The sequence below is a fragment of the Streptomyces sp. NPDC096046 genome, assembly GCF_040303285.1.
Lineage (GTDB): Bacteria > Actinomycetota > Actinomycetes > Streptomycetales > Streptomycetaceae > Streptomyces.
Window position 1 is genome coordinate 128,595 of record NZ_JBEOSZ010000011.1, and the last position, 25,670, is coordinate 154,264.

Annotated in this window: 19 protein-coding genes and 1 pseudogene; 12 read left to right on the forward strand and 8 right to left on the reverse strand. The window is 70.0% G+C overall.

Going from position 1 to position 25,670, the window contains the following annotated elements; genetic code table 11:
- The first annotated feature begins 32 nt into the window (after positions 1 to 32).
- Both ABTX62_RS13020 and ABTX62_RS13025 read left to right on the forward strand, forming a co-directional pair.
- Entirely contained in the window at positions 33 to 1,925 is a 1,893-nt protein-coding gene (locus tag ABTX62_RS13020; RefSeq protein WP_352116213.1) for an N-6 DNA methylase, read from the forward strand.
- Entirely contained in the window at positions 1,915 to 3,144 is a 1,230-nt protein-coding gene (locus ABTX62_RS13025) for a restriction endonuclease subunit S (protein ID WP_352116214.1), read from the forward strand. Before ABTX62_RS13020 ends, ABTX62_RS13025 begins: the two co-directional genes overlap by 11 nt.
- Positions 3,145 to 3,201: 57 nt before the next feature.
- Here the strand turns inward: ABTX62_RS13025 and ABTX62_RS13030 are convergent, their stop codons facing one another.
- Positions 3,202 to 3,423, reverse strand: coding sequence for a DUF397 domain-containing protein (locus ABTX62_RS13030; protein WP_352116215.1), 222 nt, complete (start codon positions 3,421 to 3,423; stop codon positions 3,202 to 3,204).
- Between the two features lie 68 nt (positions 3,424 to 3,491).
- Complete coding sequence (locus ABTX62_RS13035; protein WP_352116216.1) at positions 3,492 to 4,841, reverse strand: tetratricopeptide repeat protein; 1,350 nt, start codon at positions 4,839 to 4,841, stop codon at positions 3,492 to 3,494.
- A 207-nt stretch (positions 4,842 to 5,048) separates the two neighbouring features.
- On the opposite strand from ABTX62_RS13035, the gene ABTX62_RS13040 reads away from it, so the two are divergent.
- From ABTX62_RS13040 to ABTX62_RS13055, 4 genes are all read left to right on the forward strand, one after another.
- Positions 5,049 to 5,408, forward strand: coding sequence for a hypothetical protein (locus tag ABTX62_RS13040; protein WP_352116217.1), 360 nt, complete (start codon positions 5,049 to 5,051; stop codon positions 5,406 to 5,408).
- Complete coding sequence (locus tag ABTX62_RS13045; RefSeq protein WP_352116218.1) at positions 5,405 to 5,758, forward strand: hypothetical protein; 354 nt, start codon at positions 5,405 to 5,407, stop codon at positions 5,756 to 5,758. The genes ABTX62_RS13040 and ABTX62_RS13045 overlap by 4 nt, the downstream gene beginning before the upstream one ends.
- Positions 5,759 to 5,916: 158 nt before the next feature.
- Positions 5,917 to 9,489, forward strand: a complete 3,573-nt coding sequence (locus tag ABTX62_RS13050) for a type I restriction endonuclease subunit R (RefSeq protein ID WP_352116219.1) — start codon at positions 5,917 to 5,919, stop codon at positions 9,487 to 9,489.
- A gap of 4 nt (positions 9,490 to 9,493) precedes the next feature.
- A complete protein-coding gene (locus ABTX62_RS13055; protein WP_352116220.1) occupies positions 9,494 to 10,273 on the forward strand; it encodes a M48 family metallopeptidase in 780 nt (259 codons plus the stop codon).
- Positions 10,274 to 10,314: 41 nt separating this feature from the next.
- Here the strand turns inward: ABTX62_RS13055 and ABTX62_RS13060 are convergent, their stop codons facing one another.
- Positions 10,315 to 11,121, reverse strand: a complete 807-nt coding sequence (locus ABTX62_RS13060) for an endonuclease I family protein (protein WP_352116221.1) — start codon at positions 11,119 to 11,121, stop codon at positions 10,315 to 10,317.
- 138 nt (positions 11,122 to 11,259) lie between these two features.
- Here ABTX62_RS13060 and ABTX62_RS37890 point away from each other — a divergent pair.
- A pseudogene (locus ABTX62_RS37890) lies at positions 11,260 to 11,453 on the forward strand (thiamine pyrophosphate-binding protein); the annotation flags it as partial.
- Positions 11,454 to 11,469: 16 nt separating this feature from the next.
- On the opposite strand, the gene ABTX62_RS13065 reads toward ABTX62_RS37890, so the two are convergent.
- From ABTX62_RS13065 to ABTX62_RS13075, 3 genes are all read right to left on the reverse strand, one after another.
- Positions 11,470 to 12,075: a hypothetical protein gene (locus ABTX62_RS13065; RefSeq protein WP_352116222.1), complete on the reverse strand. Its 606-nt coding sequence runs from the start codon at positions 12,073 to 12,075 to the stop codon at positions 11,470 to 11,472.
- A gap of 179 nt (positions 12,076 to 12,254) precedes the next feature.
- Positions 12,255 to 12,908 (reverse strand): DUF7691 family protein, encoded by a 654-nt coding sequence (locus tag ABTX62_RS13070; RefSeq protein WP_502997942.1) that lies wholly within the window; start codon positions 12,906 to 12,908, stop codon positions 12,255 to 12,257.
- Positions 12,909 to 13,401: 493 nt separating this feature from the next.
- Positions 13,402 to 14,847, reverse strand: a complete 1,446-nt coding sequence (locus tag ABTX62_RS13075) for an FAD-dependent monooxygenase (RefSeq protein WP_352116224.1) — start codon at positions 14,845 to 14,847, stop codon at positions 13,402 to 13,404.
- A 297-nt stretch (positions 14,848 to 15,144) separates the two neighbouring features.
- On the opposite strand from ABTX62_RS13075, the gene ABTX62_RS13080 reads away from it, so the two are divergent.
- The 5 genes from ABTX62_RS13080 (at position 15,145) to ABTX62_RS13100 (ending at position 22,713) form a co-directional block, all read left to right on the forward strand.
- On the forward strand, positions 15,145 to 15,744 hold the full coding sequence (locus ABTX62_RS13080) for a TetR/AcrR family transcriptional regulator (RefSeq protein ID WP_352116225.1): 600 nt from the start codon (positions 15,145 to 15,147) through the stop codon (positions 15,742 to 15,744).
- 444 nt (positions 15,745 to 16,188) lie between these two features.
- A complete protein-coding gene (locus ABTX62_RS13085) occupies positions 16,189 to 20,010 on the forward strand; it encodes an ABC transporter ATP-binding protein (RefSeq protein ID WP_352116226.1) in 3,822 nt (1,273 codons plus the stop codon).
- 113 nt (positions 20,011 to 20,123) lie between these two features.
- A complete protein-coding gene (locus ABTX62_RS13090) occupies positions 20,124 to 20,516 on the forward strand; it encodes a hypothetical protein (protein ID WP_352116227.1) in 393 nt (130 codons plus the stop codon).
- Positions 20,517 to 20,631: 115 nt separating this feature from the next.
- Entirely contained in the window at positions 20,632 to 22,068 is a 1,437-nt protein-coding gene (locus tag ABTX62_RS13095; RefSeq protein ID WP_352116228.1) for a S28 family serine protease, read from the forward strand.
- A 99-nt stretch (positions 22,069 to 22,167) separates the two neighbouring features.
- On the forward strand, positions 22,168 to 22,713 hold the full coding sequence (locus tag ABTX62_RS13100) for a DUF4760 domain-containing protein (RefSeq protein WP_352116229.1): 546 nt from the start codon (positions 22,168 to 22,170) through the stop codon (positions 22,711 to 22,713).
- A 24-nt stretch (positions 22,714 to 22,737) separates the two neighbouring features.
- Here the strand turns inward: ABTX62_RS13100 and ABTX62_RS13105 are convergent, their stop codons facing one another.
- Together ABTX62_RS13105 and ABTX62_RS13110 are read right to left on the reverse strand one after the other, a co-directional pair.
- Positions 22,738 to 23,394 carry a hypothetical protein gene (locus tag ABTX62_RS13105; RefSeq protein ID WP_352116230.1) on the reverse strand — a complete coding sequence of 219 codons (657 nt, stop codon included), beginning with the start codon at positions 23,392 to 23,394 and terminating at the stop codon, positions 22,738 to 22,740.
- A 113-nt stretch (positions 23,395 to 23,507) separates the two neighbouring features.
- Positions 23,508 to 25,340, reverse strand: coding sequence for a glycoside hydrolase family 3 protein (locus ABTX62_RS13110; RefSeq protein WP_352116231.1), 1,833 nt, complete (start codon positions 25,338 to 25,340; stop codon positions 23,508 to 23,510).
- Between the last annotated feature and the right edge of the window lie 330 nt (positions 25,341 to 25,670).

Consider the following 25,670-nt stretch of genomic DNA (forward strand, 5'->3'; position numbering starts at 1 on the left):
ACGTGGAGGAGCACGGCGGCGACACGTCGTCGATGTTCTTCGCCGGACAGGACGCCAACTCCGGTTCCTGGATCATGTCGACGATGAACATGGTCCTGCACGGGGTACGCCGCTTCGACCTGGCCACCGGGGACACGCTCTCGCAGCCGGCACACGTCCCGCGCTCGGACGAGGACCGATTCGACGGGGTGCTCAGCAATCCGCCGTTCTCCCTGGACTACGCCCTCGCTGATCTGGCGTACTCGGCCGAGCGCGCCAAGTACGGGGCGACGAGCGAGCGCGGCAAGGCCGACCTGATGTTCCTCCAGCACATGCTGTGGGAGGCCAAACGGGAGGGCTCCCGCGGCGGCATGGTGATCACGGTCATGCCGCACGGAGTGCTGTTCCGTGGTGGCGGCGAACAGGCCATCCGTACGGAGCTGCTGGAGAAGGACGCCATCGAGGCGGTCATCGGCCTCGCGCCGAACCTTTTCTACGGGACCGGCATCCCGGCCTGCATCCTGGTGCTCCGCCCGCCGGGCCGGAAGGACCGGGCGCGGGAGGGCAAGGTGCTGTTCATCAACGCCGACCGCGAGTTCCACGCGGAGCGGGCGCAGAACGTCCTGCTCCCCGAGCACGCCGAGAAGATCGTCTCGACGTTCCACGCGTACGAGGAGGTACCCGGCTTCTCGCGGATCGTGACCCGCGAGGAACTTGCCGCCAACGACGACAACCTCAACATCCGCCGGTACGTGGACAACACGCCGCCTCCCGAGCCACAGGACGTGCGGGCGCACCTGGTGGGCGGGGTGCCGCGCGCGGAGATCGAGGCGAAGAAGCCGCTGCTCGACTCGTACGGGATCGGGGTGACCGATCTGTTCGTGGAGCGGGAGCCGGCAGACCCGGCGTACGTGGACTTCCGGGACGAGGCGGCGGGCGGCCGTCCCGAGCTGGGCGAGCTGGCTCGGCCCCAGGAGGAGGCGCTGAGGGCGGAGTTCGGCAAGTGGTGGGAGGAGGAGGCCGCCCTGCGGCTGGAGGCGGTGGCGGCCACGCCCGAAGCTCTCGCTTCGTCCACGTCCTCCGAGCGCAAGGCCGCGTTGATGGCGGTGCGGGGGCAGCTGATGAAGTCGTTCGGGGAACGGCTGGGACGGGTCGGGTTGCTTGACCGGTACGCGTTGGCGGGGGCGGTCGCCGGTTGGTGGTACGACGCGAAGTACGACCTGCTCGCGCTGTCGGAGAACGGGTTCGGGGGTGTCGTCGACGGGTGGGTCGAGAACGTCGACACGTTGCTCTCGCCCGAACAGGACGCGCGGACGAAGAAGCTGCGCACGAGGACGGCGGCGGAACGACGTCAGGCGTACGACCACAAGGTGGTCGCCGCGATTGCTCCGCGGTTCCTGGAGGAGCTGGCGGAGGCGGACGCGCGCAAGGCGGAGGCGGAAGCACGGTTCAAGGAGCTGAGCGCGCGGCTTTCCGGGGGCGGGGAGGAGCCGGAGGCCGAGGGTGATCCGGCCGACGGTGAGGTCGACTCGGAGGAAGTCGCCCTGAGCGCAGAGGAGTTGGACCGGCTCACGGCTGAGCTGGCGAAGGTGAAGAAGGCTCGCACGAAGGCGGGCGCCGACATCAAACGCCTTGAGGCGGACTTCCACCGGTATCCGTACCCGAGCGATCCGCCGACGCTGGGTGAGGAGCCGCCGCGACTGTTCCGGGCGCGGGCGGAGCTGGACGTGGAGGGGGAGCGTCGGGTGGTGCTCGACCTGCTGCGGGACGATCTGGCAGCGAAGTTGGACGGGCATGTGGTGCGGTGGCAGCGGGAGTTGGTGGCGTCTTATGAGACGTGGGAGAAGAAGTACGCGGTGTCATTGAGAGAGATTCGGGCAGGGCGGGAAACTGCGGCGGGAAAGCTGGATGGGTTCCTTGAAGAGATGGGGCTGAATGTCCAGTGAAGGAGGGAAGTGGCCCCTCAAACCTCTCGGTGGTCTGTGCCGAGTGAGTTCTGGAACGACTCCTAGCAGGGCGGCCGGTAGTCGGTACTTCACCCATCAGGGCATCCCATGGGTAAAGACCCTAGATCTTAACGAAGGTTCACTCCACGCGACTGACGAATCACTGACTGAGGTTGCTGTCGCCGAGACGGGAGTGCGTGTATACCCGGCACAGTCGGTGCTCCTCGCCATGTACGGCGGTTGGGAGCAGATCGGCCGCACGGCGATTCTTGCGGTGCCGGCAGCGGTCAATCAGGCAATCTCGGTCCTGGAGGTTGGTCCGCAGATAGAAGCGCGTTACCTATTGCTCGCGTTGCAGCACGGTAGGCCGCGGTGGAGTCGCTATGCGGCGAGTACGCGCAAGGATCCCAACATCACTAAGTCGGATGTCTTGGAGTTTGGAGTTCCTGTTCCACCGCTGCCTGCTCAGCGGCGGATCGTTGAAACAATCGACAGCATCACGGAGATGGAGCGGGCTATCGCGACATCGATCGCCAAGCTTCGCAGCGTTCGGCAGGGCCTGATGGCCTCGTTGCTCTCTCCCTTTGCGGGAGTACGGGGGGCTTGGGTTGTGAGGTCTCTGGAGTCAGTCGCTGAAGTGAGTGGCGGCCTCACTCTCGGAGGAATATCGGCGACTGGTGGCTCGGTTGAGCTTCCCTATTTGCGAGTTGCCAATGTTCAGGACGGTTTCATTTCAACAGCCGAGATGAAGACGGTTCGCGTTACTCCCGTTGACGCGCAAAGGTTCCGACTCAGGCGTGGCGATCTGCTGGTGACGGAGGGAGGGGACTTCGACAAGGTTGGCCGGGGAGCGGTTTGGGACGGGCGGATTGAACCGTGCCTGCACCAGAATCATGTGTTCCGCGTTCGCTGCCGAGAGGGTGTCATGGCCCCTGAATTCCTTGCCTTCTATATGGCCTCACAGGCAGGGCGTGCATACTTTCTAAGCGTGGCCAAGCAGACGACCAACTTGGCGTCGATTAGCTCTTCGCAACTCAAGGCAATGCCGGTGCCCTGCCCGCCGCTGCCTGACCAGAAACGAGTGGTTGAGGTACTCGCTGTCTGTGACAAACAGATCGGCCGCGAAACCAACGAACTCGGCAAGTTGCGGAAACTGAAGCAGGGGCTTATGGATGATCTGTTGTCGGGCCGGGTAGTGGTTTCCGCGGCGGCGGCTTGAGTGAACGATGTCTGGCCCTCCTATGGGAGGGCCAGACAGATCGCGGTGTGTACGTGGTCAGGCAGTGAGGCTTCCACCCTTGACCGCTGAAATGAACGATGTCCAGCCAGCTGACTGGAAGACCAGAGCTGGCCCCTGTGGGACCTTAGAGTCGCGGACCGGGACGCCGGTCGGGTAGCCGTCCAGGACCTCGATGCAGCTGCCGCCTTCGTTGCCGCTGTACGTCGACTTGCGCCAGCCGTGCAGGGAAGAGGCGTCAGGGATGGTGTGTTCATTCACGGGTTTCGTAGTCCTTTGCTGTCGCCCGACTCATGCGCCGATGCTCCCGACGTCTGCCGCTGCGAACCTCAAGCAGCTTTGGCCGCAGCCACATCGCGCGCACGGCGCGCAAGTGCACGTACCGGACTGGCGGCGGGGTGCCGGCGCAGTTCCGTGCTCATCGTGCGGAAGTGGTCGTCACCGCGGTTGGATGAGACGTGTTCGTACTCGTCCAGGAAACGTGACCAACTCTCGCAGGCCGCGTCCAAGTGGCCGACGCGTAGTTGGCGTTGGGCAAGAAGTGCATAGGCGTGCACGCGGCCTTGGCGTTCCTGCTTCGGCTGGAGGCGGATCGACTGTTTCAGGGCTTTGATGGAGCCTGCGAAATCCTTCTCCTCGTACAGGACGTGGGAGACGTGGAAGAGATAGGCGGTTTGGTCGTAGCCGCCGATCGCATCCCTGTTGTTGTCAGCCTTCGACAGTGCGTCCTCCGCTTCTCTCAGGCGGGCGTGGGCTTGTTGCTTCAGCCCCACCATGGACGCGGAGTGGGCCTGCTGGCCGCGTAGGAAGGCCACGAGACGTGGGCCCGCAGAGGGTGCTGCTTCTGCCGCGGAGTCCGCGAGCTCCAATGCCTTGGGGCCGTAGCCCAGGCTGGAGGCTTGGAGAGACATACCGCGCAGGGTCCTGCAGTAGGTGACGTGGTCCTCAGCCTCGCGCGCTAGGCCGAGGGCTTGGACGTAGTAGCGCTGCCCGAGGCCGTGGGCCTTCTCATACATGGCCATCCAGCCGGTCAGGTACGTGAGGTCGGACGCGGCGGCCAGCATGTCCTTGCGGACAGGTTCCGTGGCCTGTGCCTGGAGCCAGGGGCCGACCGTGTTCACGAGGAACGCGGACGCCATGGGCATCGCGTGCCCGGCGCCGAGTTCGTCGAGGATGTCCGCGATCCGGTCGGTCATGGTGCGGATCGACTGCACCTGTGAAGCACCGATACGGACGGTTTTCTTGCCAGGAGTCACCGAGTCGTCCGTTGCTCGCGCGGGGAGGGTGAACGCCGGAACTGACAGTGCGGCAGAGAAGACCGTGGCAGCCAGCACGCTGCGGCGGGACGGATCCATCGTTGCCCTTCCGAGGTCGATCAACTCCTCGACAGCGTCGTTGCTTTGGGAGCCTATGAGTGATGGCGCGGGCTTCAGACCGGCTTCCGCGTGGGTGACGAGGCGTCCCAGCCGTGCCGAGAGCGCCTCGACGATCAGCGCCCTGACCTGAGGTTTCGGTTGGACCCCCGCAATCCAGTGCGCAACTGCGGTGCGGTCGTACGTGAGGTCGAGTCCTGCCTGAGGGCCGAGGCGGTTCACCTGCTGTGCGAGCTGGGTCCTGGTCCATCGTGCCTGGTCAAGCAGGTTGTCCAGGGCGCGGTTGGGGGTGCGCTTCCGTGCCATGTCCTCAACTCCCGACGGCTTGCATGGTGTTCAACGACGGCGTTCACGGTGTTCACGGTCCCACCGTCTCTCAACGGTACCTGCGGAGGGTGTCCGAGCGGTTACCTCTTGCACATGCGCCGAGTGATCTCGGCCGAAAGCAAGGACCCCCGCGACCGCTTGCGACGGCCCGGGGGCATGGCCCTCAACCACTGTGGAGTTGAGAACGTGTTGCACCATATCGCCCGCCTCGTCGAGCCGCTGCTCCGGCTCCTGTGGCCCGCCTCCGGGCGCCACCGCCACCGGCGCCGCGCCGAGGGAGGGGCGCGGCCCACCCCCGTGCCGGCCGCCCCCGTCACACCCCGCCGCCGCGCCTCCTCGCACGAGGCCCTCCTCCGGGGCGAGGGCTCCCCGCTCGTCCGCCCCTACCTCCTCGCCCACGAGCAACGCGAGCAGGCCAAACGACAGCGCGCCCGGCGGCGAGTCCTCTGGCTCGCCGTGCACGGCATCGACGTAGGGCCACGGCGCATCCACGGTGTCGACGTCGGCTCCCGGCGGTGCCACGCCACCGAGGGGGCTGCCGCATGATCTACGAGAGTCACGACATCGCCACCACAGCCACCCGCCCCCGCCTCCTCCCCTGGTCCAACCCCGAAGGCAACCCCTGCTACCTCGTCGCCGACGCCTCCGGCACCGGTCCTCTCTCCCGCGTCGCCGACAACGTCGAGGCCGTTCAACTCGGCATGGCCGGCGACCTCCTCGACCATGCCGCCGATCTCCTCGATGACGCCAAGGCCACCGCGCCTCAACTCCGTTTCCTCGCGGCCCGATTGACCGAATCCCTGCACGACGTGCACCGCATCGCCCGCAGTCGAGGCGCCCGCCTCCCCGTCCCGGACGATGACGACGAGGCTCCTGAGGAGGATCCCGGCGCCTGACCCCCGCCTCCACCGAGCGTGCGGACGTACCGGCCCAAAGCCCCGTACGTCCGCGCGCTCAGCCATGTCCTCTGCCCGGATCCCTTCCCCTCACCCCGACCCCTGGGCACAGAATGGATCTCCGGGGAACGGCGGGACGTACGGAGAGGCGCGGGGCTGTGGTGGTGCACGTCGAACGGGACGAGGTGGAGCGGCCGTTAGTCGCGCAGTTGGAGGCCATGGGGTGGACGCACGTCCCGGGTGCGGAGCTGGACACGCTCGACGCGGCGGTTCCGTTGCTCGTCGACCAGCTCGGCCCCGCGCTGCGGCGGATCAACCTCCGGGGCGGTGACGGTCAGCCCTGGATGGGCGAGGACGACATCCGGCGGGCGGTCAGCGAACTCGCCTCTCTCTCCCTCGGCAAGGGCGTCGTGCAGGCGAACCTCGCCGCCACCGACATGCTGCTCCACGGCTGGACGCTTCCCTCGCCCTCCGCCGCGCACGGCGGCCCGTCCGCCACCGTGCAGTACATCGAGTGGCATCCGGACCTCGTCACGCGCAACACCTTCACTGTCGTCGACCAGCTGCGCGTGCGCAGTCGGTCCGGCGAGTTGTCGATACTCGACCTCGTCCTGTTCGTGAACGGCATCCCGCTCGTCGCAGTCGAGTGCAAGAGCCCCGATTTCGCCGAACCCGTCCGCAGTGCCGTGCTCGATCTGCGGCACTACGCGGGGAACCCCGTTCTGGACATCGACACCACCGGTACCCCGGTCCCCGCCGGTGTGCCGGAACTGTTCCGGACCGTGCAGCTCCTCGTCGCCGCGACCGGCGAGACTGCCCACCTGGGCACCGTCACCTCCGAGCCCGAGCACTTCCACCCGTGGCGCAGCGTCGAACCGGAGGAGGAGAGCAGACTGCGGCGGGAGTTGCGTACCGCCGGACTGCTCGTGGACGGCGCCGACCCGGCCGCGCCCGCGCCGCTCGGCGAACAACAGAAGCTCGTCGGCGTGGTCCTGCGGCCGGCCGCCCTGCTCAACGTCGTACGGCACTACGTGATCCCGATGGCCGTCGAGTCGGGGGCGGACGGCGGGGCCGTGCGGACCGTGAAGGCCGTCGCCCGGCACCAGCAGTACCGGGCCGCAGAGAAGGCCGTACGCAGACTGCTGACCGGGCGGGCCCGTGCCGGGCGGGACACCGAGGACGAGCGCGGCGGTGTCATCTGGCACACGCAGGGCTCCGGCAAGTCGCTGACCATGACGTTCCTGGTGCGACGGGTGCACCTGCACCCTCGGCTCAGCGAGTTCATGGTGGTCGTGGTCACCGACCGCACCCAGTTGCAGACCCAGCTCTCACGGACGCTGAAACTCAGCGAGTCCGACGTCGAGACGGCGAAGACCCGGACGCAGATGGTGGGGTTGCTGCGCGACGCCGGGCGGCGCGTCGTCTTCGGCATGATCCAGAAGTACGGGACGGGATTCACCTTCGCCGGGGACGCGGAAGGCAGCGGGGACGACCGGGATCTGACGGGAGAGGGAGCGGGCCGGAGCGAGGACGAAAGCCCCGGCCCCGTACCGGACTTCCCCGAGTGCAACAAGTCGCCGGACATCCTCGTCCTCGTCGACGAGGCGCACCGCTCGCACACCAGCGTCCTGCACGCCGCTCTGCGCAAGGCGATCCCGAACGCCGCCAAGATCGGGTTCACGGGTACGCCGATCATCACCGGACGCGAGGAGGACACGCGCCGGATCTTCGGGCGGGGCGACTCGCCGCGGGGCTTCCTCGACGAGTACCGGATGGAGGACGCCCAACACGACGGCGTCGTCGTCCGCATCCGCTACGAGGGGCGGACGGGCAAGGGCGAGGTCCGTGATGGAGAGGTCCTCGACAAGGGTTTCGACGACCTCGTCCGGGACCGCACCCCCGAGGAGCGGGCCGCGCTGCTCAAGCGGTGGCCCACCGAGCGGGACGTCGCCGAGTCCGTTCCCATGATCGAGGCGAAGGCCGAGGACATGCTGGAGCACTGGGTGACCACCGTGCTGCCCGGCGGCTTCAAGGCACAGGTCGCCGCCGTCAGCCGGAAGGCGGCCGTGCAGTACCACCACGCCCTGCGCAAGGCCCGCGACGAACTGCTGGCGCAGCTGGCCGGGTTCGACCCGGAATCGGTGACGGGGACACCGCTGGAGAAGCTGTCCGCCAGACAGCGCTATCTCCACCAGGCCCACCGGTTCCGGGCGTTGCTGCGGCGGATCGACTTCGTTCCCGTCATCTCCCCGGGTGCCGGTCACAAACGCGGGGAGTGGCGGGAGTGGACCGACGCCGGCCGCCAGGAGGCCTACACCGAGCGCTTCCAGAAGGCGTTCCCCGAGCTGGCGCCCGATCCGGAGTGGGTCGCCGTGACTCCCTTCAACCCACCGCGGGCCCCGACTCCTCCCACCCGTCCCGCCGGAGGGCTGAACACCCCGTGGTCCGAGGCCGCGAACAGCGAGCCGCCGCCGCTTCCCGCCTCGGTGCCCGACCCCGTGCACCCCGACAGCCCCATCGCGTTCCTGATCGTGAAGTCCATGCTGCTCACGGGATTCGACGCGCCGCGCGAGCAGGTGCTCTACCTGGACCGGCCGATCCGGGACGCCGAGCTGCTCCAGGCCGTCGCGCGGGTCAACCGCACCTCGCCCGGCAAGGAGGTCGGATACGTCGTCGACTACTACGGCGTCTTCGAGCACCTCTCCAGCGCACTCGCCGGGTACCGGAACACCGACGTCACCGACACCATGCGCGATCTCTCCTACGAGGTGGACAAACTCAAACCCGCCGCCCAGAAGGTCCGTGACTTCCTGCGGCAGAACGGCATCGACGACGCGCAGCTCGATCAGCTCGCCCAGCTGGGGCCCGCGGCCCTCGCACTGCAACCCGAAGACCGGCGGTTCGACTTCGACGAGGTGCTGCACGAATTCCTTGCCACCCTCGAACGCGTCCTTCCGCACGAGGACGCCCTGGACTATGTGGCGGACGCCCGGCGCTGGAGCCTGCTCCAGAAGCGGGTGCGGCGGCTGTGCCGGGACGACGAGGGCGGCACGTTCACCCTGCGCCGGTACGGGCGCAAGGTCCGGGCGATGATCGCCGACCACCTCGAAGGGCCGGAGATCGACCAGGTCATCCCGCCCGTCTCACTCACCGCACTCACCTTCGACGACGCCGTGCGGCGGCTGCCGCCGCAGGAGGCGGCGGCGGAGATGGGCCACGCGCTCCGCTTCCATCTGGAGGAGCGGACGAAGCGGGAGGACCCAGCGAAGTACGAGCGGCTCTCCAAGCGTCTGGAAGAGATCCTGCGCACGATGCCGGGGCGCTTCGAGGAGCAGATCGAGGAGTTCGGCCCGCTGATCGAGGAGGCCAGGCAGGAGCAGGAGGAGTCCCCGGAACTCGCCGGTCTCACGCCGCTCGAACAGAGGGTGTACCGGCTCGTGGAGCAGATCCTGGCGGACACACCCGGGATCAGGCTTGCCAATGGCGGAGACGTCAGGCGGCTCACGGGCAAGGTGTGCGACATGGCCACCGGGGTCATGGCCAGGGCGTCGTACCAGGGGCAGCACCAGGACATCAGCATGCTGGCCGGAGACCTCCAGGATGTCCTGCTCAGTAGCGATGTCCGGCCCGTGGGCGGGGACTGGGCGTCGTTGGCGAACGCGGCTGAGCGACTGGCGTCCTTCGCGCAGAACAACCTGCGGCAGTTCCGAAGCAGGGCGAGGGGAGAATAGGCGGGTGACCGCGCCGGCCGATCCTTCGACGTACTCCGCCCCCGAAGCCCTCCTCACCGTGGACGGGCTGTCTCTGCGGGTGCGTGCCAGCGCCCGAAGGAAACGGTTCGCGCTGACCGTCGAGACCGATGCGACCCTCACCCTGCACACCCCGGCCGGACGCTCGACGGCCGAGGCGGAGCAGTTCGTCCGCGCGCACGGGGACTGGCTGCTGACCAAGCGGCGGGAGCGGGAGCGCACACGCCCGCTCAGCCCCGTTAAACAGCTCGTCGACGGAGAGGCCTTCCGCTATCTGGGGCGGACGTACCGGCTGGCTGTGTCCGGTGAGGAGGGGGCGGGCGGAGGGGTCCGGCTGATCGCGGGGCGGCTTGTCATGGGCCCGGATCTGGCGGCGGATCCGCAGGCGGGCCGGGCGGCGCTGGTCGACTGGTACTGCCGGGCCGGCCGGAACTGGACGGGACACCGGCTCCAGCCTTGGGCGGCCCGCATGGGTGTGACCGAGCCGGAACTCGACGTGCGGGACCTGGGGGGCCGATGGGGTTCCTACCGGCCGCCGCAGGCCGGGTCGGGCGCCAAGGGGCTGATGAGTCTCGGGTGGCCGCTCTTCCAGCTGCCCATGCACCTGATCGACTACGTCATCGCCCATGAACTGGCCCACGTGAAGGTGTCCGGGCACCGGGAGGACTTCTGGCGGCTGCTGCGGACCGCGCTGCCCGAGTACGAAGAACGGCGGGCGGACCTCGACGAGCTGGGGCGGCGGCTCTGGATGGGTGATGTTCGGTAGGCCGGGCTGAACTCCCTGAGGGAGTTCAGCCGCGGTGAGGCCTACCAGATCGACTCGACCCACTCCGGGTGGTCGATGAACGGGTTGCGGTTGTGCTGGTAGGAGTCGTGGATGACGTCGTTGCGGCGCTGCTCGAAGGCGTCCGGCGGGTCCTCCTGGTGCCAGGCCTTGAGCACGGAGAGCTTGCCCATGTAGGGGTTGGTGCCGTTGCCGACCTGGCCGTTGACCTCCAAGTCGGCCCAGCCGTCGCCGCCCTCGTAGCGGACCGCCATGTAGAAGATCATGCGGGCCACGTCGCCCTTGACGGCGTCGCGGGGCTCGAAGGAGTCGGAGTCGGTGAGGCTGCCGCCGCTGTCGGTGAAGCCGCTGCCGCCGTTGTCGAAGTCCTTGTTGCCCCGGATCGAGTTGACCCGGACGTCCGAGGGGCGCAGGTGGTGCAGGTCGGTGCCGGGACCGGTGGAGGTGCCGAAGTCGCCGTGGGACTTGGCCCACACGTGCTCGCGGTTCCAGTCGCCCACGTCGCCGCCGTTGAGGGACTTGCTGCGGGAGATGCCCGAGTACAGCAGGATCACGTTGTTGCTGTTGTTCGGGTCCTGGTCGGTGACCTTGAGGGCGTTCCAGACCGCGGAGTACGAGATCTTCGTCTGGCTGCTGATGATGGTGTGCAGGGAGGACTTGAGACCGGTGCCCGTCTTGCCGACCGCGTTCTTGTAGTACGTCGTGTCGTACGCGGTCGTCGTGGCCGCGGCCGGGGGAGCGGTCAGAGTGGACGCGGTGAGGCCGGCCAGGGCGGCGGCGGTGGCCAGCGCCACCGGCTTCCATCGGCGTATCCGTCTTGTCACCAGCATGTGGGGTCCCCTCTACGCGGGTTGATCGGAGGCGATAACCGGGAGAGTGACATGGACATGCGACCGTGTAAATGAATCCGACATGGCGATCAGGTGACGGAAACCGGCAGTTCGGTGGTGTTCTACGCGAGTTGACGCGACCTGGACGTCCTCAGGCTGATCGTCGACGACGGTGGCGACGGCATCCTGCGCGAGTGCGTGGGTTCTCCGGGGTCGGGACGACCCCGGAGAACCGGGAACGGGACCTCGCGAAGGCCCCCTGGACGCGCGGGCCTTCGGTGGTCCTGCTCCCGGCCGTGGTGCGCGTGTTCGCGCCGAGGCACCTGGGTTGAGCGAGGGCCCTGCTGACTACAGGCCGTCGCGGACCATCGCGGCGACGATGTGGACGTGCCGGTCGGCCGCCGTGCCCGACCACTCGTTGTCGTAGTTCAGGCCGTAGGGCCAGAAGTGGCCGCCCCCGGTGGAGATCTTGGCGCCCGAGCCGTCGTACTGCCTGACGAGGGCGGTGGCCTGCCCGCCGGTCCAGGTGCCGCTGCCGCCGAGGCGGGACCAGCCCGAACTGGTGCCCACGCCGATGGTGTGGGCGATCTCGTGCAGGGCCGTCCGCTCGTTCATGTAGCTGCGGTTGCTGCCGAAGCGGATGGTGCCGTTGATGTTGCCGTCGGCGGTGGGGACGCCCGGCTCGTAGCGGACGGTGAGGGTCTTGCCCAGGTCGCTGAGGTTGTTGTAGCGGGCCACCGCCGCGTTCATGGCCCTGGTGATGAGGTCGTAGGCAGCGCGCTGGTCCGCGGTGGGGCTGCTCGCGCGGACGAGGGACCAGGTGATGGTGGCGGCCGCCGCGCGTTCCCGGGCCGGGGCGGGCGGGGCCTGGTCGGTGGCGGCCTGGGCGGCGACGCCGGGACCGGCCAGCAGTGCGGCGGTCAGGGCGGCTATGAGTGCCTTGCGTGGGCTCATGTGCGGATCCTCCAGTGGGGGGTGGCCGTCACGAAGGTTTCGAAGCTTCGCACGGCGTTCGGGATCTCGTACAAACAGCGCCGCCGTCTCTGCAACGCCTGTGTGTGACACGGCAGTTGGCGCGCTGTCGACCGCAAGTATCCCGGTGGGGAAGACCGCGTCAAGAGGTGCGGCGGAGGTCAGTGGAACCAGAAGAGCAGCGTGTCGGGGTTGGTCCCGAGCCTGCGTGCGCTGTCCCACTGCTCCGCCTCGAACCGCATCGCGTCGGCGAACCGGCGGGCCGCGCCCCGGAATTCGGGGTCGAGGCGGTCGAGTACGCGCGTGTAGGCCTCGGCGAGGGCGGCGGCCCGCCGGGTCGGCAGCGTGCCGATCGCGGGCACCGCGTCGCCGGGGTGGGGCAGCCGCAGCGGCGGGCCGCTGAACAGGAACATGCCCGGGAGCAGATCAGCCGGTACGCCGTGCCGGGCCAGTTCGTCGTCCATGGCGTGGAACCAGGACGGGCGGCGCCAGGCGCCGAGATCGGTCGGGTCGGAGAAGTGCGCCGCGACGGTCAGGTAGAAGGCGTAGCTGTACGCCGGGCAGAGGTCGGTGCTCGGGGTGCCGTCGGCCAGCTCGTCCAGGGCCTGGCTGATGGAGACGGCGAGGTCGATGCCCTGCTCCCGGAAGCGGGCGTCGGTGCGTGCGCACTCCGTGCGTACCCGGGCCAGTGTGCGCTCCTGCCGCTCGGTCCGCTCCACCGCGGTGAGCAGCCGCACCACCGTTCTCATGTCTCCGGTGCTCATCTCCAGGCAATGGCCCACCGTCGCGTTTCCCTTCACCCGTTCGCCAGACACCGGTGTCCATGATCGGGGACAGGGGAACGGCCCCGGGCCAGGGCGTCGGGGGCCGTTCGTATGTGCGGGGTTGTGGCGGATCAGCTGACGTCGGCCGGGTCGAGACGGTAGACGGCCGACTGACTCGACTGCGTCGAGGAGCCGGAAACCGGAAGTCGAGGAGCCGGAAGCCGGAAGTCGAGGAGCCGGAAGCCGGAAGTCGAGGAGCCGGAAGCCGGAAGTCGAGGAGCCGGAAGCCGGAAGAGGAACCGGAAACCGCAAGAGGAACCGGAACTTGAGCCCGAGCCCGTGCGGTCCTGATGGTCAGCGACGACAACCAGAAGCCGCCCAGACGACCCGCTTCTACTTCTTGCGTGTGCGGCCCAGGCACCGCCTCTGGACCCGGCGCCGGGCGCTGACCGGGCGCTGACCGGGCACTGACGGGGCACCGACCCGGCGATGGCCGGAACGGCAGGGTGTCGAGGCCGCCCGCCGCCCGGCCGAAGCCGACGGCCTAGCCCCGATACGAGGCCAACGCCTCCTCGATCCCCGCCGCGTCCGCGTCCTCCGCCGCCCAGGCCACGTATCCGTCGGGCCGTACCAGGACGGTCGTCCGGCGGTCGCCCGCCCAGCGCTCCACGGTCAGCCACCCCTCACGGACACCTGGGCCTTCGTACGTCCCCGGCGTGATCAGCACGAACCGGCCGCCGCGCAGCGCCTCGTAGAGCCGGCCGACCTTCAGGGCGACGTCGGGGACACGGGTGCCGGTGAGGCGGTGGGCGCCGCGGGGGGCGGGGTAGGCGTAGCCGATCCCGGTGATCTGCCCCAGGGCCTTGCGCTGGACGGGCGGGGCCATGTCGACGAACGCGGAGACCAGGGCGCGGACGGCACGCAACAGCGGATTGCGCGCGCGGGCCAGCCGGACCAGTCCGCCACTGCTGCGCAGCACCGCCCTGCCGACCGGGTGGCGCTCGGCCTCGTAGCTGTCGAGGAGCCCTTCGGGCGCCCCGCCCCGGACGGCCGCGGCGAGCTTCCAGCTCAGGTTGGCGGCGTCCTGGAGGCCGGTGTTCATGCCCTGCCCGCCGGCCGGGGAGTGGATGTGCGCGGCGTCCCCGGCGAGGAAGACGCGCCCGACCCGGTAGTGCGGTGCCTGGCGCTCGTCACTGTGGAAACGGGAGAGCCAGCGGGCGTCGTGCATGCCGTAGTCGGTGCCCAGGGCACGGCGGGTGATCTCCTTGACCTCGTCGAGGTCGAGCGGGGCGTCGTCGGAGACCTCGTTGCGGCGGTTCCATCCCATGACCCGGTACCAGCCGTCGCCGAAGGAGGCGATCATCGCGAAGGCGTCGCCGCGGCCGTTGACGGTGAGGACACCCTCGGGTTTCTCGGCCAGCCGGACATCGGCCAGGATCAGCGACTTGATGACGGAGACACCGGGGAAGTCCAGGCCGATCGCCTCCCGCACGGCGCTCCGGTGACCATCGGCGCCGACGACATAGGCCGCCCGGCGGGTGACGACCGCCCCGTCCGCGCCGCGTACGTCGAGGTCGACCCCCTCCTCGTCCTGCCGCAGCCCCACGACCTCGCTCTCGTACGCGAACTCGACCCCAGCCTCCCGGGCCCGCCGCTCCAGGAGCCGCTCGACCTCGTACTGCGGGGTGATGAGCAGGAACGGGAAACGCGAGGGCAGCGTGCTCAGATCGAGGGAGAGGCGGCGGAAGAGCCGCAGGCCGGTGATGGTGGCGCCAGTGGTGAGGAGTTCGTCGGCGAGGCCACGGGCGTCGAGCTGCTCCAGGGTGCGGGCGTGCACGCCGAAGGCGCGGGAGAGGTTGCTGATCTTGCGCGGACGCTTCTCGACGAGGGTCACGGAGACGCCGGCAGTGGCGAGGTCACCGGCGAGGAGGAGACCGGTGGGGCCGGATCCGACGACGATCACGGTGCGGTGGGTGGCGGTGCCGTTCATGGTGGCCTCCTGTAGCCAACGCTTGTTTTCCAACGTTTACCTGCCAACGTTTGCTTGCCATCGCTCGTTGGCCAACGTGTGTTTGCAAACGTTCGTTGACGAACATAGTGAAGCGCCGGGTGAGATGTCAACAGACGTTGGCAAACACACGTTGGCCAACGATTGTTGACCTACACCCGTTGGCCTGTGCCCTGTTGGTCTGCACCCGTTGGCCTGCACCCGTTGGCCTGCGCCCATTGGCCTGCACCCGTTGGCCTACGCTTGTTGACCTACACTCGTTGGTCTACGCTTGTTGGCATGAACGGCAGCGACAGCACCTCCACGGTTCCCGGCTCCGGGACCCCCCGCCGCTCCGACGCCACCCGCAGTGCGATCCTCATGGCGGCCCGCGAGCGCTTCGCGACCGACGGCTACGAGCGAGCCACCATCCGCGCCATCGCCAAGGACGCGAACATCGATCCATCGATGGTGATGCGGTACTACCGCAACAAAGAGGGTCTCTTCGCGGCGGCCGTCGCCATCGACCTGCACCTGCCGGACGTGAGCGGGGCGGATCGCCGGCAGGACGCGGGGCGGACCCTCGTCGAGCACTTCCTCGACATGTGGGAGAACAACGAAGTCCTCACCGCCCTGCTGCGGGTCGGCGTGACCAACCAGGCCGGAGCGGAGCGCATGCAGGGCATCCTGCGGGACCAACTCCTGCCGGTCGCCCGGCAGGTGTGCCCCGACCCCGAGCAGGTCCCGGCGCGGGCGGCACTCATGGCGTCACAACTGCTGGGGTTGGCGCTCACGCGGTACGTGCTGCGGATGCCGCCGGCGACGGGTCTGGCGCGGGCGGAGATCGTGGCATGGCTGGCACCGACGATCCAGCGGTATCTGACCGCGCCGAGTCCCTGAGCCTCGCCGAGCACCCGTATCCGCCGAGCACCCGTATCCGCCGGGCACACGGGGCCGCGGGACCACGGGACCGGTAGGGCGCAGGAAGGCCGACCGCCCAGCACATGACACCCCCCGGGCGCCGAGGCATCCGGGCCCGGAAGGCCGACCGAGCGCCGAGAGCCGGCCAATCCCCTGACACACAACAGACGTCGAGCCCCTGACGCAACTGACGCAACTGACGCAACTGACGCAACTGACGCCGAGCCCCGGCACGACTGAGCCGAGCTCCCGAAAACCACCACCAGGGCCGCAGGCGAACCGCCCCGCCCTCCACCCCGCCGTCCCCCCACCCCGACGCGAATCGAAAACGTTACGGCGGGATGAAAGCGGCTTCCGATCGCGTTGATGCCTTCCGGCAGCGCTCAGGACGACGGCAGCTCAGGACGACGGGAAGGTACCGGTGTGACACCGCGACGGGGATGGGCACGACGGCTGTGGGCTTACGCATGGCGCCACCCGAAGGACGTCGTACTCGCCCTCGGCTCCTCGCTGGCGGGCATGGCCGTCATGGCCCTCGTCCCGTTGATCACCAAGGTGATCATCGACGACGTCATCAGCGAGCACACCCGGTCCATGACCACCTGGGCCGGGCTCCTCGTCGCCGCCGCGCTGATCGTCTACGTCCTCACCTACGTCCGCCGCTACTACGGCGGGCGCCTCGCCCTCGACGTCCAGCACGACCTGCGGACGGAGATGTACGACACGATCACCCGGCTCGACGGCCGCCGCCAGGACGAGCTGTCCACCGGCCAGGTCGTCGGCCGCGCCACCAGCGACCTCCAGCTGATCCAGGGTCTGCTCTTCATGCTCCCGATGACCATCGGGAACTTCGCGCTGTTCCTGATCTCCCTGGTCGTCATGGCGTGGCTGTCCGTGCCGCTGACCCTGGTCGCCCTGGCGGTGGCGCCCGCCATCTGGTGGATCGCCAAGCGCAGCCGCACTCGGCTGCACCCCTCCACCTGGTACGCCCAGGCCCAGGCCGCGGCGGTCGCGGGCGTGGTCGACGGCGCCGTCAGCGGCGTACGCGTGGTGAAGGGTTTCGGGCAGGAGGAGCAGGAGACCGGCAAGCTCAGGGAGGTCTCCCGCCGGCTCTTCGCGGGCCGCCTGCGCACTATCCGCCTGAACTCGGTCTACACCCCGGCCCTGCAGGTCGTCCCCGCGCTCGGCCAGGTCGCGATGCTGGCCCTCGGCGGCTGGCTGGCGGTGCGCGGGCAGATCACGCTCGGCACGTTCGTCGCGTTCTCCACCTATCTCGCCCAGCTGGTCGGCCCGGTCCGCATGCTCGCGGTGGTGCTCACCGTCGGCCAGCAGGCCCGCGCCGGCACGGAGCGCGTCCTGGAGCTGATCGACACCGAGCCGTCCATCGAGGACGGCCACAAGGACCTGCCCGCCGACGCCCCCGCGACGGTCGAGTTCGACGACGTCTCCTTCGGCTACGGCGACGACCGCGGCGTCCTCGACGGCCTCTCCTTCGAGATCCGCCCCGGCGAGACCCTCGCCGTCGTCGGCTCCTCCGGCTCCGGCAAGTCCACGGTCTCCCTGCTGCTGCCGCGCTTCTACGACGTCACCCGCGGGGCCGTCCTGATCGGCGGCCACGATGTGCGCGAGCTGACCCTGCGGTCGCTGCGGGCGGCGATCGGGCTGGTCCCGGAGGACTCGTTCCTCTTCTCCGACACGGTCCGTGCCAACATCGCCTACGGCCGTCCGGACGCCACCCTGGAGGAGATCGAGAAGGCCGCCCGCGCCGCCCAGGCGGACCGTTTCATCAGAGAGCTGCCCGACGGCTACGACACCACGGTCGGCGAGCACGGCCTGACCCTCTCCGGCGGCCAGCGCCAGCGCGTCGCCCTCGCCCGGGCCATCCTCAGCGACCCGCGCCTGCTGGTCCTGGACGATGCCACCTCCGCCGTGGACGCGCGGGTCGAGCACGAGATCCACGAGGCCCTGAAGGAGGTCATGCGGGGCCGCACCGCCCGCCCGTCGCCCGACCACCACCCCTCAACGAGCGCTGACGCGCGCACCACCCTATTGATCGCCCACCGCCGCTCCACCCTGAACCTCGCCGACCGCATCGCCGTCCTGGACGGCGGCCGCCTCGCCGACATCGGCACCCACGAGGAACTCCGGCAGCGCTCCGCCCTCTACCGGCGCCTGCTCACCGACCCGGAGGAGCTGGGCGGGGTCTCCCCGGGTCACACCCAGCCGGCGTGCCCCCAGGAGGACACCTCGGTACGGGACGAGCTGGACGCCGAGTTCGACGCCGAGCGCGGGGTCACCCCACGGCTGTGGAGCGGCGACCGCGAGCGCGAGGACACCGCCCTCGCCGAGAGCCCCGCCACCCCCGAGCTGCTCGCCCAGGTCGAGGCGCTGCCCCCGGCCACCGACGTCCCGGACATCGACGAGTCGCGGGCCGTCCGGCCGGAGCACTCCTACGGCCTGCGCCGCCTGCTGAGCGGCTTCGGACTGCCCCTGCTGGTCAGCCTCGCCCTGGTGGCCACCGACGCGGGCATGGGCCTGCTGCTGCCGGTGCTGATCCGGCACGGGATCGACTCCGGCGTCACCCAGGCCGCCCTCGGCGCGGTGTGGGTGGCGGCCCTGCTGGGGCTGCTGACGGTCGCGGTGCAGTGGGCGGCCCAGGTCGGTGAGACCCGGATGACCGGGCGCACCGGCGAACGGGTCCTGTACTCGCTCCGGCTCAAGATCTTCTCCCAGCTCCAGCGCCTCGGGCTCGACTACTACGAGCGGGAGCTGACCGGGCGCATCATGACCCGGATGACGACCGACGTCGACGCGTTGTCGACGTTCCTCCAGACGGGCCTGGTCACGGCCTTCGTCTCGATCGTCACCTTCTTCGGCATCATGGTCGCCCTGCTGGTGATCGACGTGGAGCTGGCGCTGGTCGTCTTCGCGACGCTGCCGCCGCTGATCATCGCCACGTACTTCTTCCGCCGGGCGAGCGTGAAGGCGTACGAACTGGCCCGCGAACGCGTGTCGGTCGTCAACGCCGACCTCCAGGAGTCGGTGTCCGGGCTGCGGATCGTGCAGGCCTTCCGGCGGGAGCGGGACGGCGGGCGGCGGTTCGCGGAGCACAGCGCCGACTACCGCCGGGCGCGCATCCGCGGCCAGTGGCTGATCTCGGTGTACTTCCCGTTCGTGCAGTTCCTGTCGTCGGTGGCCGCGGCGGCCGTGCTGATCGTGGGCGGGGCCCGGGTCGACGCCGGGACGCTCGCGATCGGCTCGCTGGTGGCCTACCTGCTCTACATCGACCTGTTCTTCGCGCCCGTGCAGCAGCTCTCCCAGGTCTTCGACGGCTACCAGCAGGCGTCCGTCTCGCTGGGCCGCATCCAGGAGCTGCTCCGCGAGCCGACGTCGACGAAGTCCGCCGAGGAGCCCCGCGAAGTCCCCTCCCTGCGCGGCGACATCGCCTTCGAGGACGTGCACTTCGCGTACGGGGACGACGAAGAGGCCCTCGTCGGTGTCGACCTGCGCATCCCGGCCGGGCAGACCGTCGCGTTCGTCGGCGAGACCGGCGCGGGCAAGTCGACCCTCGTCAAGCTGGTGGCCCGCTTCTACGACCCCACCGGCGGCCGGGTCACCGTCGACGGCACCGACCTGCGGGACCTCGACCTCACCTCGTACCGGCACCGCCTGGGGGTCGTCCCGCAGGAGGCGTACCTCTTCCAGGGCACCGTCCGTGACGCCATCGCCTACGGCCGGCCGGACGCCACCGACGCCGAGGTCGAGGCGGCGGCCCGCGCGGTCGGCGCGCACGACATGATCGCCACCCTGGAGGGCGGCTACCTCCACGAGGTCGCCGAGCGCGGACGCAACCTGTCCGCCGGGCAGCGCCAGCTGATCGCGCTGGCCAGGGCCGAGCTGGTCGACCCCGACGTCCTGCTGCTCGACGAGGCCACGGCCGCCCTGGACCTGGCGACGGAAGCCCGCGTCAACCAGGCCACCGACCGGCTCGCGGGCCGCCGCACCGCCCTCCCGTCGCCCGACGGCCACGCCCCGGCGAGCGCTCAGGCGCGCACCACCTTGATCGTCGCCCACCGTCTCACCACCGCCGCACGCGCCGACCGGGTCGTCGTCATGGACCGCGGCCGGGTCGCGGAGGACGGCACGCACGAGGAGCTGCTCGCCCGCGGAGGCCGGTACGCGGAGCTGTGGCGGACGTTCATCGGCGCCGCCGAGCCGGAGGAGCCGGTCGGGGCCACCCGCTGACGGCACCCCCTTTGCCGCGGGTCCGTGACGTCCGCGCAACCGTCCGACATACGTCATGCGTCCGTACTGGCGTACGCCGATGGTCGCGGACGACGCGGTACGGGAGGACGACAGTGGACAGTGGAGCGATACGCCGGCGGCTCGCGCTCGGGCTGGCCGTGCTGACCGCCTCCGGGCTGCTGGCCGTCGCGGTGCCGGGGGACGCGCAGGCCGCCGCCACCGCGCTCTGCCCCGGGCGCAAGGTGCGCACCCTGCCCTTCTCCACCGGGAAAGTGCTCGTCTACAAGCGCGGCGGCTACGTCTGCGCCGTCACCCTCCCCAAGAGAACCGGCGGGAAGCGCAAGATGTCGGTGAGCGTGCAGGCGCGCGGCAACCGGCCGGTCGTCGACGCGGGCACGTACGGTCATCACGCGGGCCCGGTCACCGTGCACGCCGGGCGCCGCTGCGTCTGGCTCAAGGGCCAGGTCGGGAGGGGCAAGTTCAGCTCCGGCTGGATCCTGTGCTGACGCACGACATGCGGCGACGCGCCCGGCGCGCACAGGGTTTTCCCCATGTCCCCTGGTGCTCAGGCGAGTTGGTGAGCTAGCTTCCGGCGCACATCTGTCTCACAGGGGAGTGCGCATGCGCAAGGCGCTCAGATGGCTGCTGGCGCTCACGGTGCTCATAAGCACACTGGGCACGGCGGGAGCGGCCACCGCCGCCGACGCCGCCGGCACCGACAGCACCACCGACATCAAGGAGAGACTGCTCTCCATACCGGGCATGAGCCTGGTCGAGGAGAAGCCGTACACCGGCTACCGCTTCTTCGTCCTGAACTACACGCAGCCGGTCGACCACCGGAAGCCCTCGAAGGGCACCTTCCAGCAGCGCATCACCGTGCTGCACAAGGACGTCTCGCGCCCGACGGTGTTCTTCACCAGCGGCTACAACGTCTCCACGACGCCCCGCCGCAGCGAGCCCACCCAGATCGTGGACGGCAACCAGGTCTCCCTGGAGTACCGCTTCTTCACCCCGTCCCGGCCCACCCCGGCCGACTGGTCCAAGCTGGACATCTGGCAGGCGGCCAGCGACCAGCACCGCGTCTTCAAGGCCCTGAAGGGCATCTACGGCAAGAAGTGGATCTCCACGGGCGGCTCGAAGGGCGGCATGACCGCCACCTACTACGAGCGCTTCTACCCGCGTGACATGGACGGTGTGGTCGCCTACGTCGCCCCCAACGACGTGGTGAACGAGGAGGACTCCGCCTACGACCGCTTCTTCGCGCGCGTCGGCACCGAGGAGTGCCGCGACCGGCTGAACGGCGTGCAGCGCGAGGCGCTGGTGCGCCGCGAGCCGCTGGAGAAGAAGTACGCCGCCTTCGCGCAGGACAACGGCCTCACCTTCGACACCATCGGCAGCCTGGACAAGGCCTTCGAGGCGACCGTCCTCGACTACGTGTGGGGCTTCTGGCAGTACAGCGGGCTGTCCGACTGCGACCAGATCCCGGCCGACGCGAAGAACGCCACCGACGACGAGATCTGGACCTCCGTCGACACGATTGCCGGCTTCTCCGCCTACGCCGACCAGGGCCTGACGACCTACACGCCGTACTACTACCAGGCCGGCACGCAGCTCGGCGCCCCGACCATCGGCTTCCCGCACATCGAGAAGCAGTACATCCGCTACGGCTACCAGCCGCCGCGCAACTTCGTCCCCCGGGACATCCCGATGAGGTTCCAGCCGTCGGCGATGCGGGACGTGGACACCTGGGTCCGGCACAACGCCCGCCGCATGCTCTTCGTCAACGGCCAGAACGACCCGTGGAGCGCGGAGCCGTTCCGTCTCGGCAAGGGCGCGAAGGACTCCTACGTCATGACCGCTCCCGGCATGAACCACGGAGCCAACGTCGCGGGCCTCGTGCCCGAGCAGAAGGCCCTGGCCACCGCCCGCATCCTCGACTGGGCCGGTGTCGCCTCCGGTTCGGTGCAGGCGGACCCGCAGGCGGCCAAGCCGCTGGCGAAGTTCGACGCCAAGCTCGACAAGCGGGAGACCCGGCGTGAGATGACGCTGCGTCCGTAACCACCCCGCTGCCCCGCACCCGACCGCCCCTCGCTCTGCGGACCGAGGGGCGGTTGGCATGTCCCTGCGCACGCGGTGAATGCTCCGTACGGTGACCTGATGGACAGTTCTGTCGTCTTCAACGTCGTGACCACGGCCATCGCCGTCGTCGCAGTGGTGACCTCCATCGTGTTCAGCGCACGGCAGGCCCGCACCGCGAAGCACGCCAACCACATATCGGTGCTGATCGACCTGCTCAGGGAGTTCCGGTCCGCGGAGTTCCACGAGCAGCACGACTACGTGTGCACCCGCCTGGGCACCGAGCACGACCCGGAGAACGGAGTACGCGGGTTGCCGGCCGAGGCCAGGACGGCCTTCTGCAGCGTCGTGTACTACTACCAGTCGTTCGCCAATCTCGCCGTCTTCGGTCTGCTCGACCAGACCCTGCTGGTCACGGTTCTGCGCACCCGGATCGTCTCGGTCTGGAAGGCCGTCCGGCCGTTCGTGGAGCGGGAGAGGGAACTGCGGGGCGAGGGCAGCAGCGGAACGTACCTGTCGACCTTCGAGGAACTGGCCCGACTGGCGGCGGACCTCCCCCCGGAACACGTCCGCGACCAGCTGGCCGAGGCCCGGCGACGCAGTTCACGCAGGGGGCTGATGCGTTGACACGGGCGGTGGCGAACGCCCCGCTCACATCGGCCGGGCGCACCCCACCGGCCGTTTCCCGCCGAGCCGGACGTACAGGGCGGTCCCGCCGGGACAGTCGGACCGCCCGGCGACCGCCCGGACCACCTCGTACTGCGGGCGCCGTTCGCCCGTGCCGTCGCAGGCGGTCTCACGGACCTGCCGGTCGCCCGAGCTGTAGACGCAGTCGCCGACGATCGTGCGGGGCCCGCCCCCGCCGCCCGGGTCGCCGGGGTGCGGCGGCTGGAGGTTGCGCATGCAGGCGAAGCCCCGTGGCACCGCCCCGTCGCCGTCCTCGTCGGACGCGGGCCGCTGCTCGCTGATGTGCAGCACGAAGTCGGTGGTCGACGGGCAGCGCGGCCCGTCCCGCACCGTGCCGTCGTGCCGCGCCACGACCCGGGCCGCCGCCCGCTCACCGGCACACGGCACCTCGGTGAAGCTCGTCGTACCGAAGGAACTGCACTCGCCGACCGCGAGGAACACCGCCCCGTACCCGGACGGCCGGGTCGGCACCGGCGACACGGCGGCGGTCCTTCCGGTCCCCGCCTCGCTCAGCCGGCCGTCCTCGGCCACGCCGCCCGCCGGGCTCTGACAGCCGGTCAGCAGCGCGCCGAGCAGTACCAGCAGCCCGCCGGCCACCCCCAGGCCACTTCTCTCACGCATCGCCGTCCCCCCGAGTGTGCCCGCCCAGCGTGACCCGCCGTAGCGGGCGCACGCCAGGCACATGGGACGGTTTGCGCACCTTGGGGGTGGTGCGCCCGGTCCGGGGCGTACGTCTAGTACGACAGCCCGTAGCCGATGGGGTACAGCACCTGCTCCGGATCATCCGCCCGCCGCACCGCCACCGGCAGTTTCCCGCGCGGCCTCACCCGCCCCGCGATCACCCGTGCGGCGGCCCGCAGTTCGACGTCGGTCCAGGAGTAGGCGGCCAGGCAGGCCGGTACGGACGGCAGCAGGGCCACGTCGTACGGGTTGCGGATCGCCACCGCCACGACCGGCCTCCCCGTCGCCACGAGCTGCTCCACCAGTGCCGTCTGACCGCTGGCCGCCGTGACGTTGTACGTGGCCACGACCACCGCGTCCGCGTCCCGCGCCGCCGCGACCGCCTTCGTGACGGCTGCCGCGGAGGGGGCGGTGCCGGTGGACAGGGCGCTGGCGGTGAAGCCCAGTTCGCTCAGCGCGCCGGCGAGCACACCGGTGGGCGGCCCCGTCGTGCCCGACGGCGAGGCCGGATCCGCCCCGGTCACCAGCACCTTGGAGAACCGGCGCCGCGACAGGGGCAGCAGCCGCCGCTCGTTGACGAGCAGCGTGGTCGTCCGCTCGGTGATCCGGTCGGCCGCGGCCCGGTGCGCCCGGGTCCCGACGGCCCGGTCCACCCCGCCCTGAGTGACGTACGGCGAACGGAAGAGCCCCAGCCGCGTCTTCAGCCGCAGCACCCGCAGGATCGATTCGTCGAGCCGGGCCTCGGTGAGCTCACCCGCGCGCACGGCCGTCAGCACGGCGTTCCAGGCGAGGTCGAGGTCGGGCGGGTTGAGCAGCTGGTCCACGCCCGCCTTCAGCGCGAGCACCGGCACCCGGTCGTCGCCGTACTTGCTCCGCACGCCCGCCATGCCGAGGGAGTCGGTGACCACGACCCCGTCGTAGCCGAGGCGTTCCCGCAGGATTCCGGTGAGGATCGGGCGGGAGAGGGTGGCCGGGTCGCCGGAGTCGTCGAGGGCCGGGACCATCAGGTGCGCGGTCATGATCGAGTCGATGCCCGCGGCGATCGCCGCCCGTAACGGCGGTGCGTCCAGCTTCTCCCACAGTTCCCGGCTGTGCGTGATGGTGGGGAAGCCGGTGTGGCTGTCGACGTTGGTGTCCCCGTGCCCGGGGAAGTGCTTGGCGGTCGCGGCGACGCCGGACCCCTGGTACCCGGTGACCTCGGCGGCCACCAGCGCGGACACCGCCAGCGGGTCGGCCCCGAAGGACCGTACGCCGATGACCGGGTTGGCGGGGTTGACGTTCACGTCGGCCACGGGGGAGTAGTTCTGCCGGATCCCCATCGCCCGCAGCTCGGCGCCCGCGATCCTGCCGAGCGCGCGGGCGTCGGACCGCGACCCGCCCGCCCCGAGCGCCATGGCCCCCGGGAAGAGCGTCGCCGGCCGCCCCACCCGGGCGACGATCCCGTGCTCCTGGTCGGTGGAGATGAGCACGGGCAGCCCGCGCGGCAGCTCCAGGGAGGCCTTCTGGATGCCGTTGGACAGATCCGCGATCTGGTGCGGCTCACGGGTGTTGTGCGCCCAGGTGAAGTAGATGATGCCGCCGACCCGGTACCTCGCCACCAGCTCGGCGGCCGTGCGGACCCCGATCTCCTCGAGGTTGGCGTCGATGTCGGCCTGGTCGGGGGCGGTGGCGGAGTGGCCGTAGACCCGCGTCACGAAGAGCTGGCCGACCTTCTCCGGAAGCGTCATGCGGGAGATGAGGGCGCGCAGTCGGCTGTCGTCCGGGGCCGCCGCGTGCGCGGACCCGGGGGCCGCTAGGGCGGCGGTGACGCCGGCCGTGGCGGCCAGGACGGTGCGTCTGGAGGGCTGGGCGGTGTTTCCCGTGCTTCCCGTGCCGGTGTCGTGCACGTGCGCTCCTTCCGGAGGTGATCCGCTCGTGGATCCACTGAAGGAAACTTCCAAGAGGTCACCAATATCCAGGAAGTTTCTGCCAGTCAAGGGAGCGCGCGCCGACCGCGCGAGGGGCCGCCATCGGCGCGGTTGGAGGGGGGCGCGCCGATGGCGACGGTGCCGCCGGCCGCGGTACGGCGGAGAGGGTGGTCAGCGATCGCAGCCAGTGGCGAGGGCCGACACCGCACCGCGGTGACTCTCCGGCGGTCTGCCCTTGGACGGGGACGGTCCGCCCCGGGTTCCCGACTCGTCCCGGATTTCCGCAAGTCGGTGCGCACGGTGCGGCGG

What these genes read in the sequence shown, in the direction of transcription:
- ABTX62_RS13020 (WP_352116213.1), top strand. Translation starts at nt 33, where the DNA reads ATGTTCTTCGCCGGACAGGACGCCAACTCCGGTTCCTGGATCATGTCG.
- ABTX62_RS13025 (WP_352116214.1), top strand. Translation starts at nt 1,915, where the DNA reads ATGTCCAGTGAAGGAGGGAAGTGGCCCCTCAAACCTCTCGGTGGTCTG.
- ABTX62_RS13035 (WP_352116216.1), bottom strand. Translation starts at nt 4,841, where the DNA reads ATGGCACGGAAGCGCACCCCCAACCGCGCCCTGGACAACCTGCTTGAC.
- ABTX62_RS13045 (WP_352116218.1), top strand. Translation starts at nt 5,405, where the DNA reads ATGATCTACGAGAGTCACGACATCGCCACCACAGCCACCCGCCCCCGC.
- ABTX62_RS13060 (WP_352116221.1), bottom strand. Translation starts at nt 11,121, where the DNA reads ATGCTGGTGACAAGACGGATACGCCGATGGAAGCCGGTGGCGCTGGCC.
- ABTX62_RS13065 (WP_352116222.1), bottom strand. Translation starts at nt 12,075, where the DNA reads ATGAGCCCACGCAAGGCACTCATAGCCGCCCTGACCGCCGCACTGCTG.
- ABTX62_RS13075 (WP_352116224.1), bottom strand. Translation starts at nt 14,847, where the DNA reads ATGAACGGCACCGCCACCCACCGCACCGTGATCGTCGTCGGATCCGGC.
- ABTX62_RS13080 (WP_352116225.1), top strand. Translation starts at nt 15,145, where the DNA reads ATGAACGGCAGCGACAGCACCTCCACGGTTCCCGGCTCCGGGACCCCC.
- ABTX62_RS13095 (WP_352116228.1), top strand. Translation starts at nt 20,632, where the DNA reads ATGCGCAAGGCGCTCAGATGGCTGCTGGCGCTCACGGTGCTCATAAGC.
- ABTX62_RS13100 (WP_352116229.1), top strand. Translation starts at nt 22,168, where the DNA reads ATGGACAGTTCTGTCGTCTTCAACGTCGTGACCACGGCCATCGCCGTC.
- ABTX62_RS13105 (WP_352116230.1), bottom strand. Translation starts at nt 23,394, where the DNA reads ATGCGTGAGAGAAGTGGCCTGGGGGTGGCCGGCGGGCTGCTGGTACTG.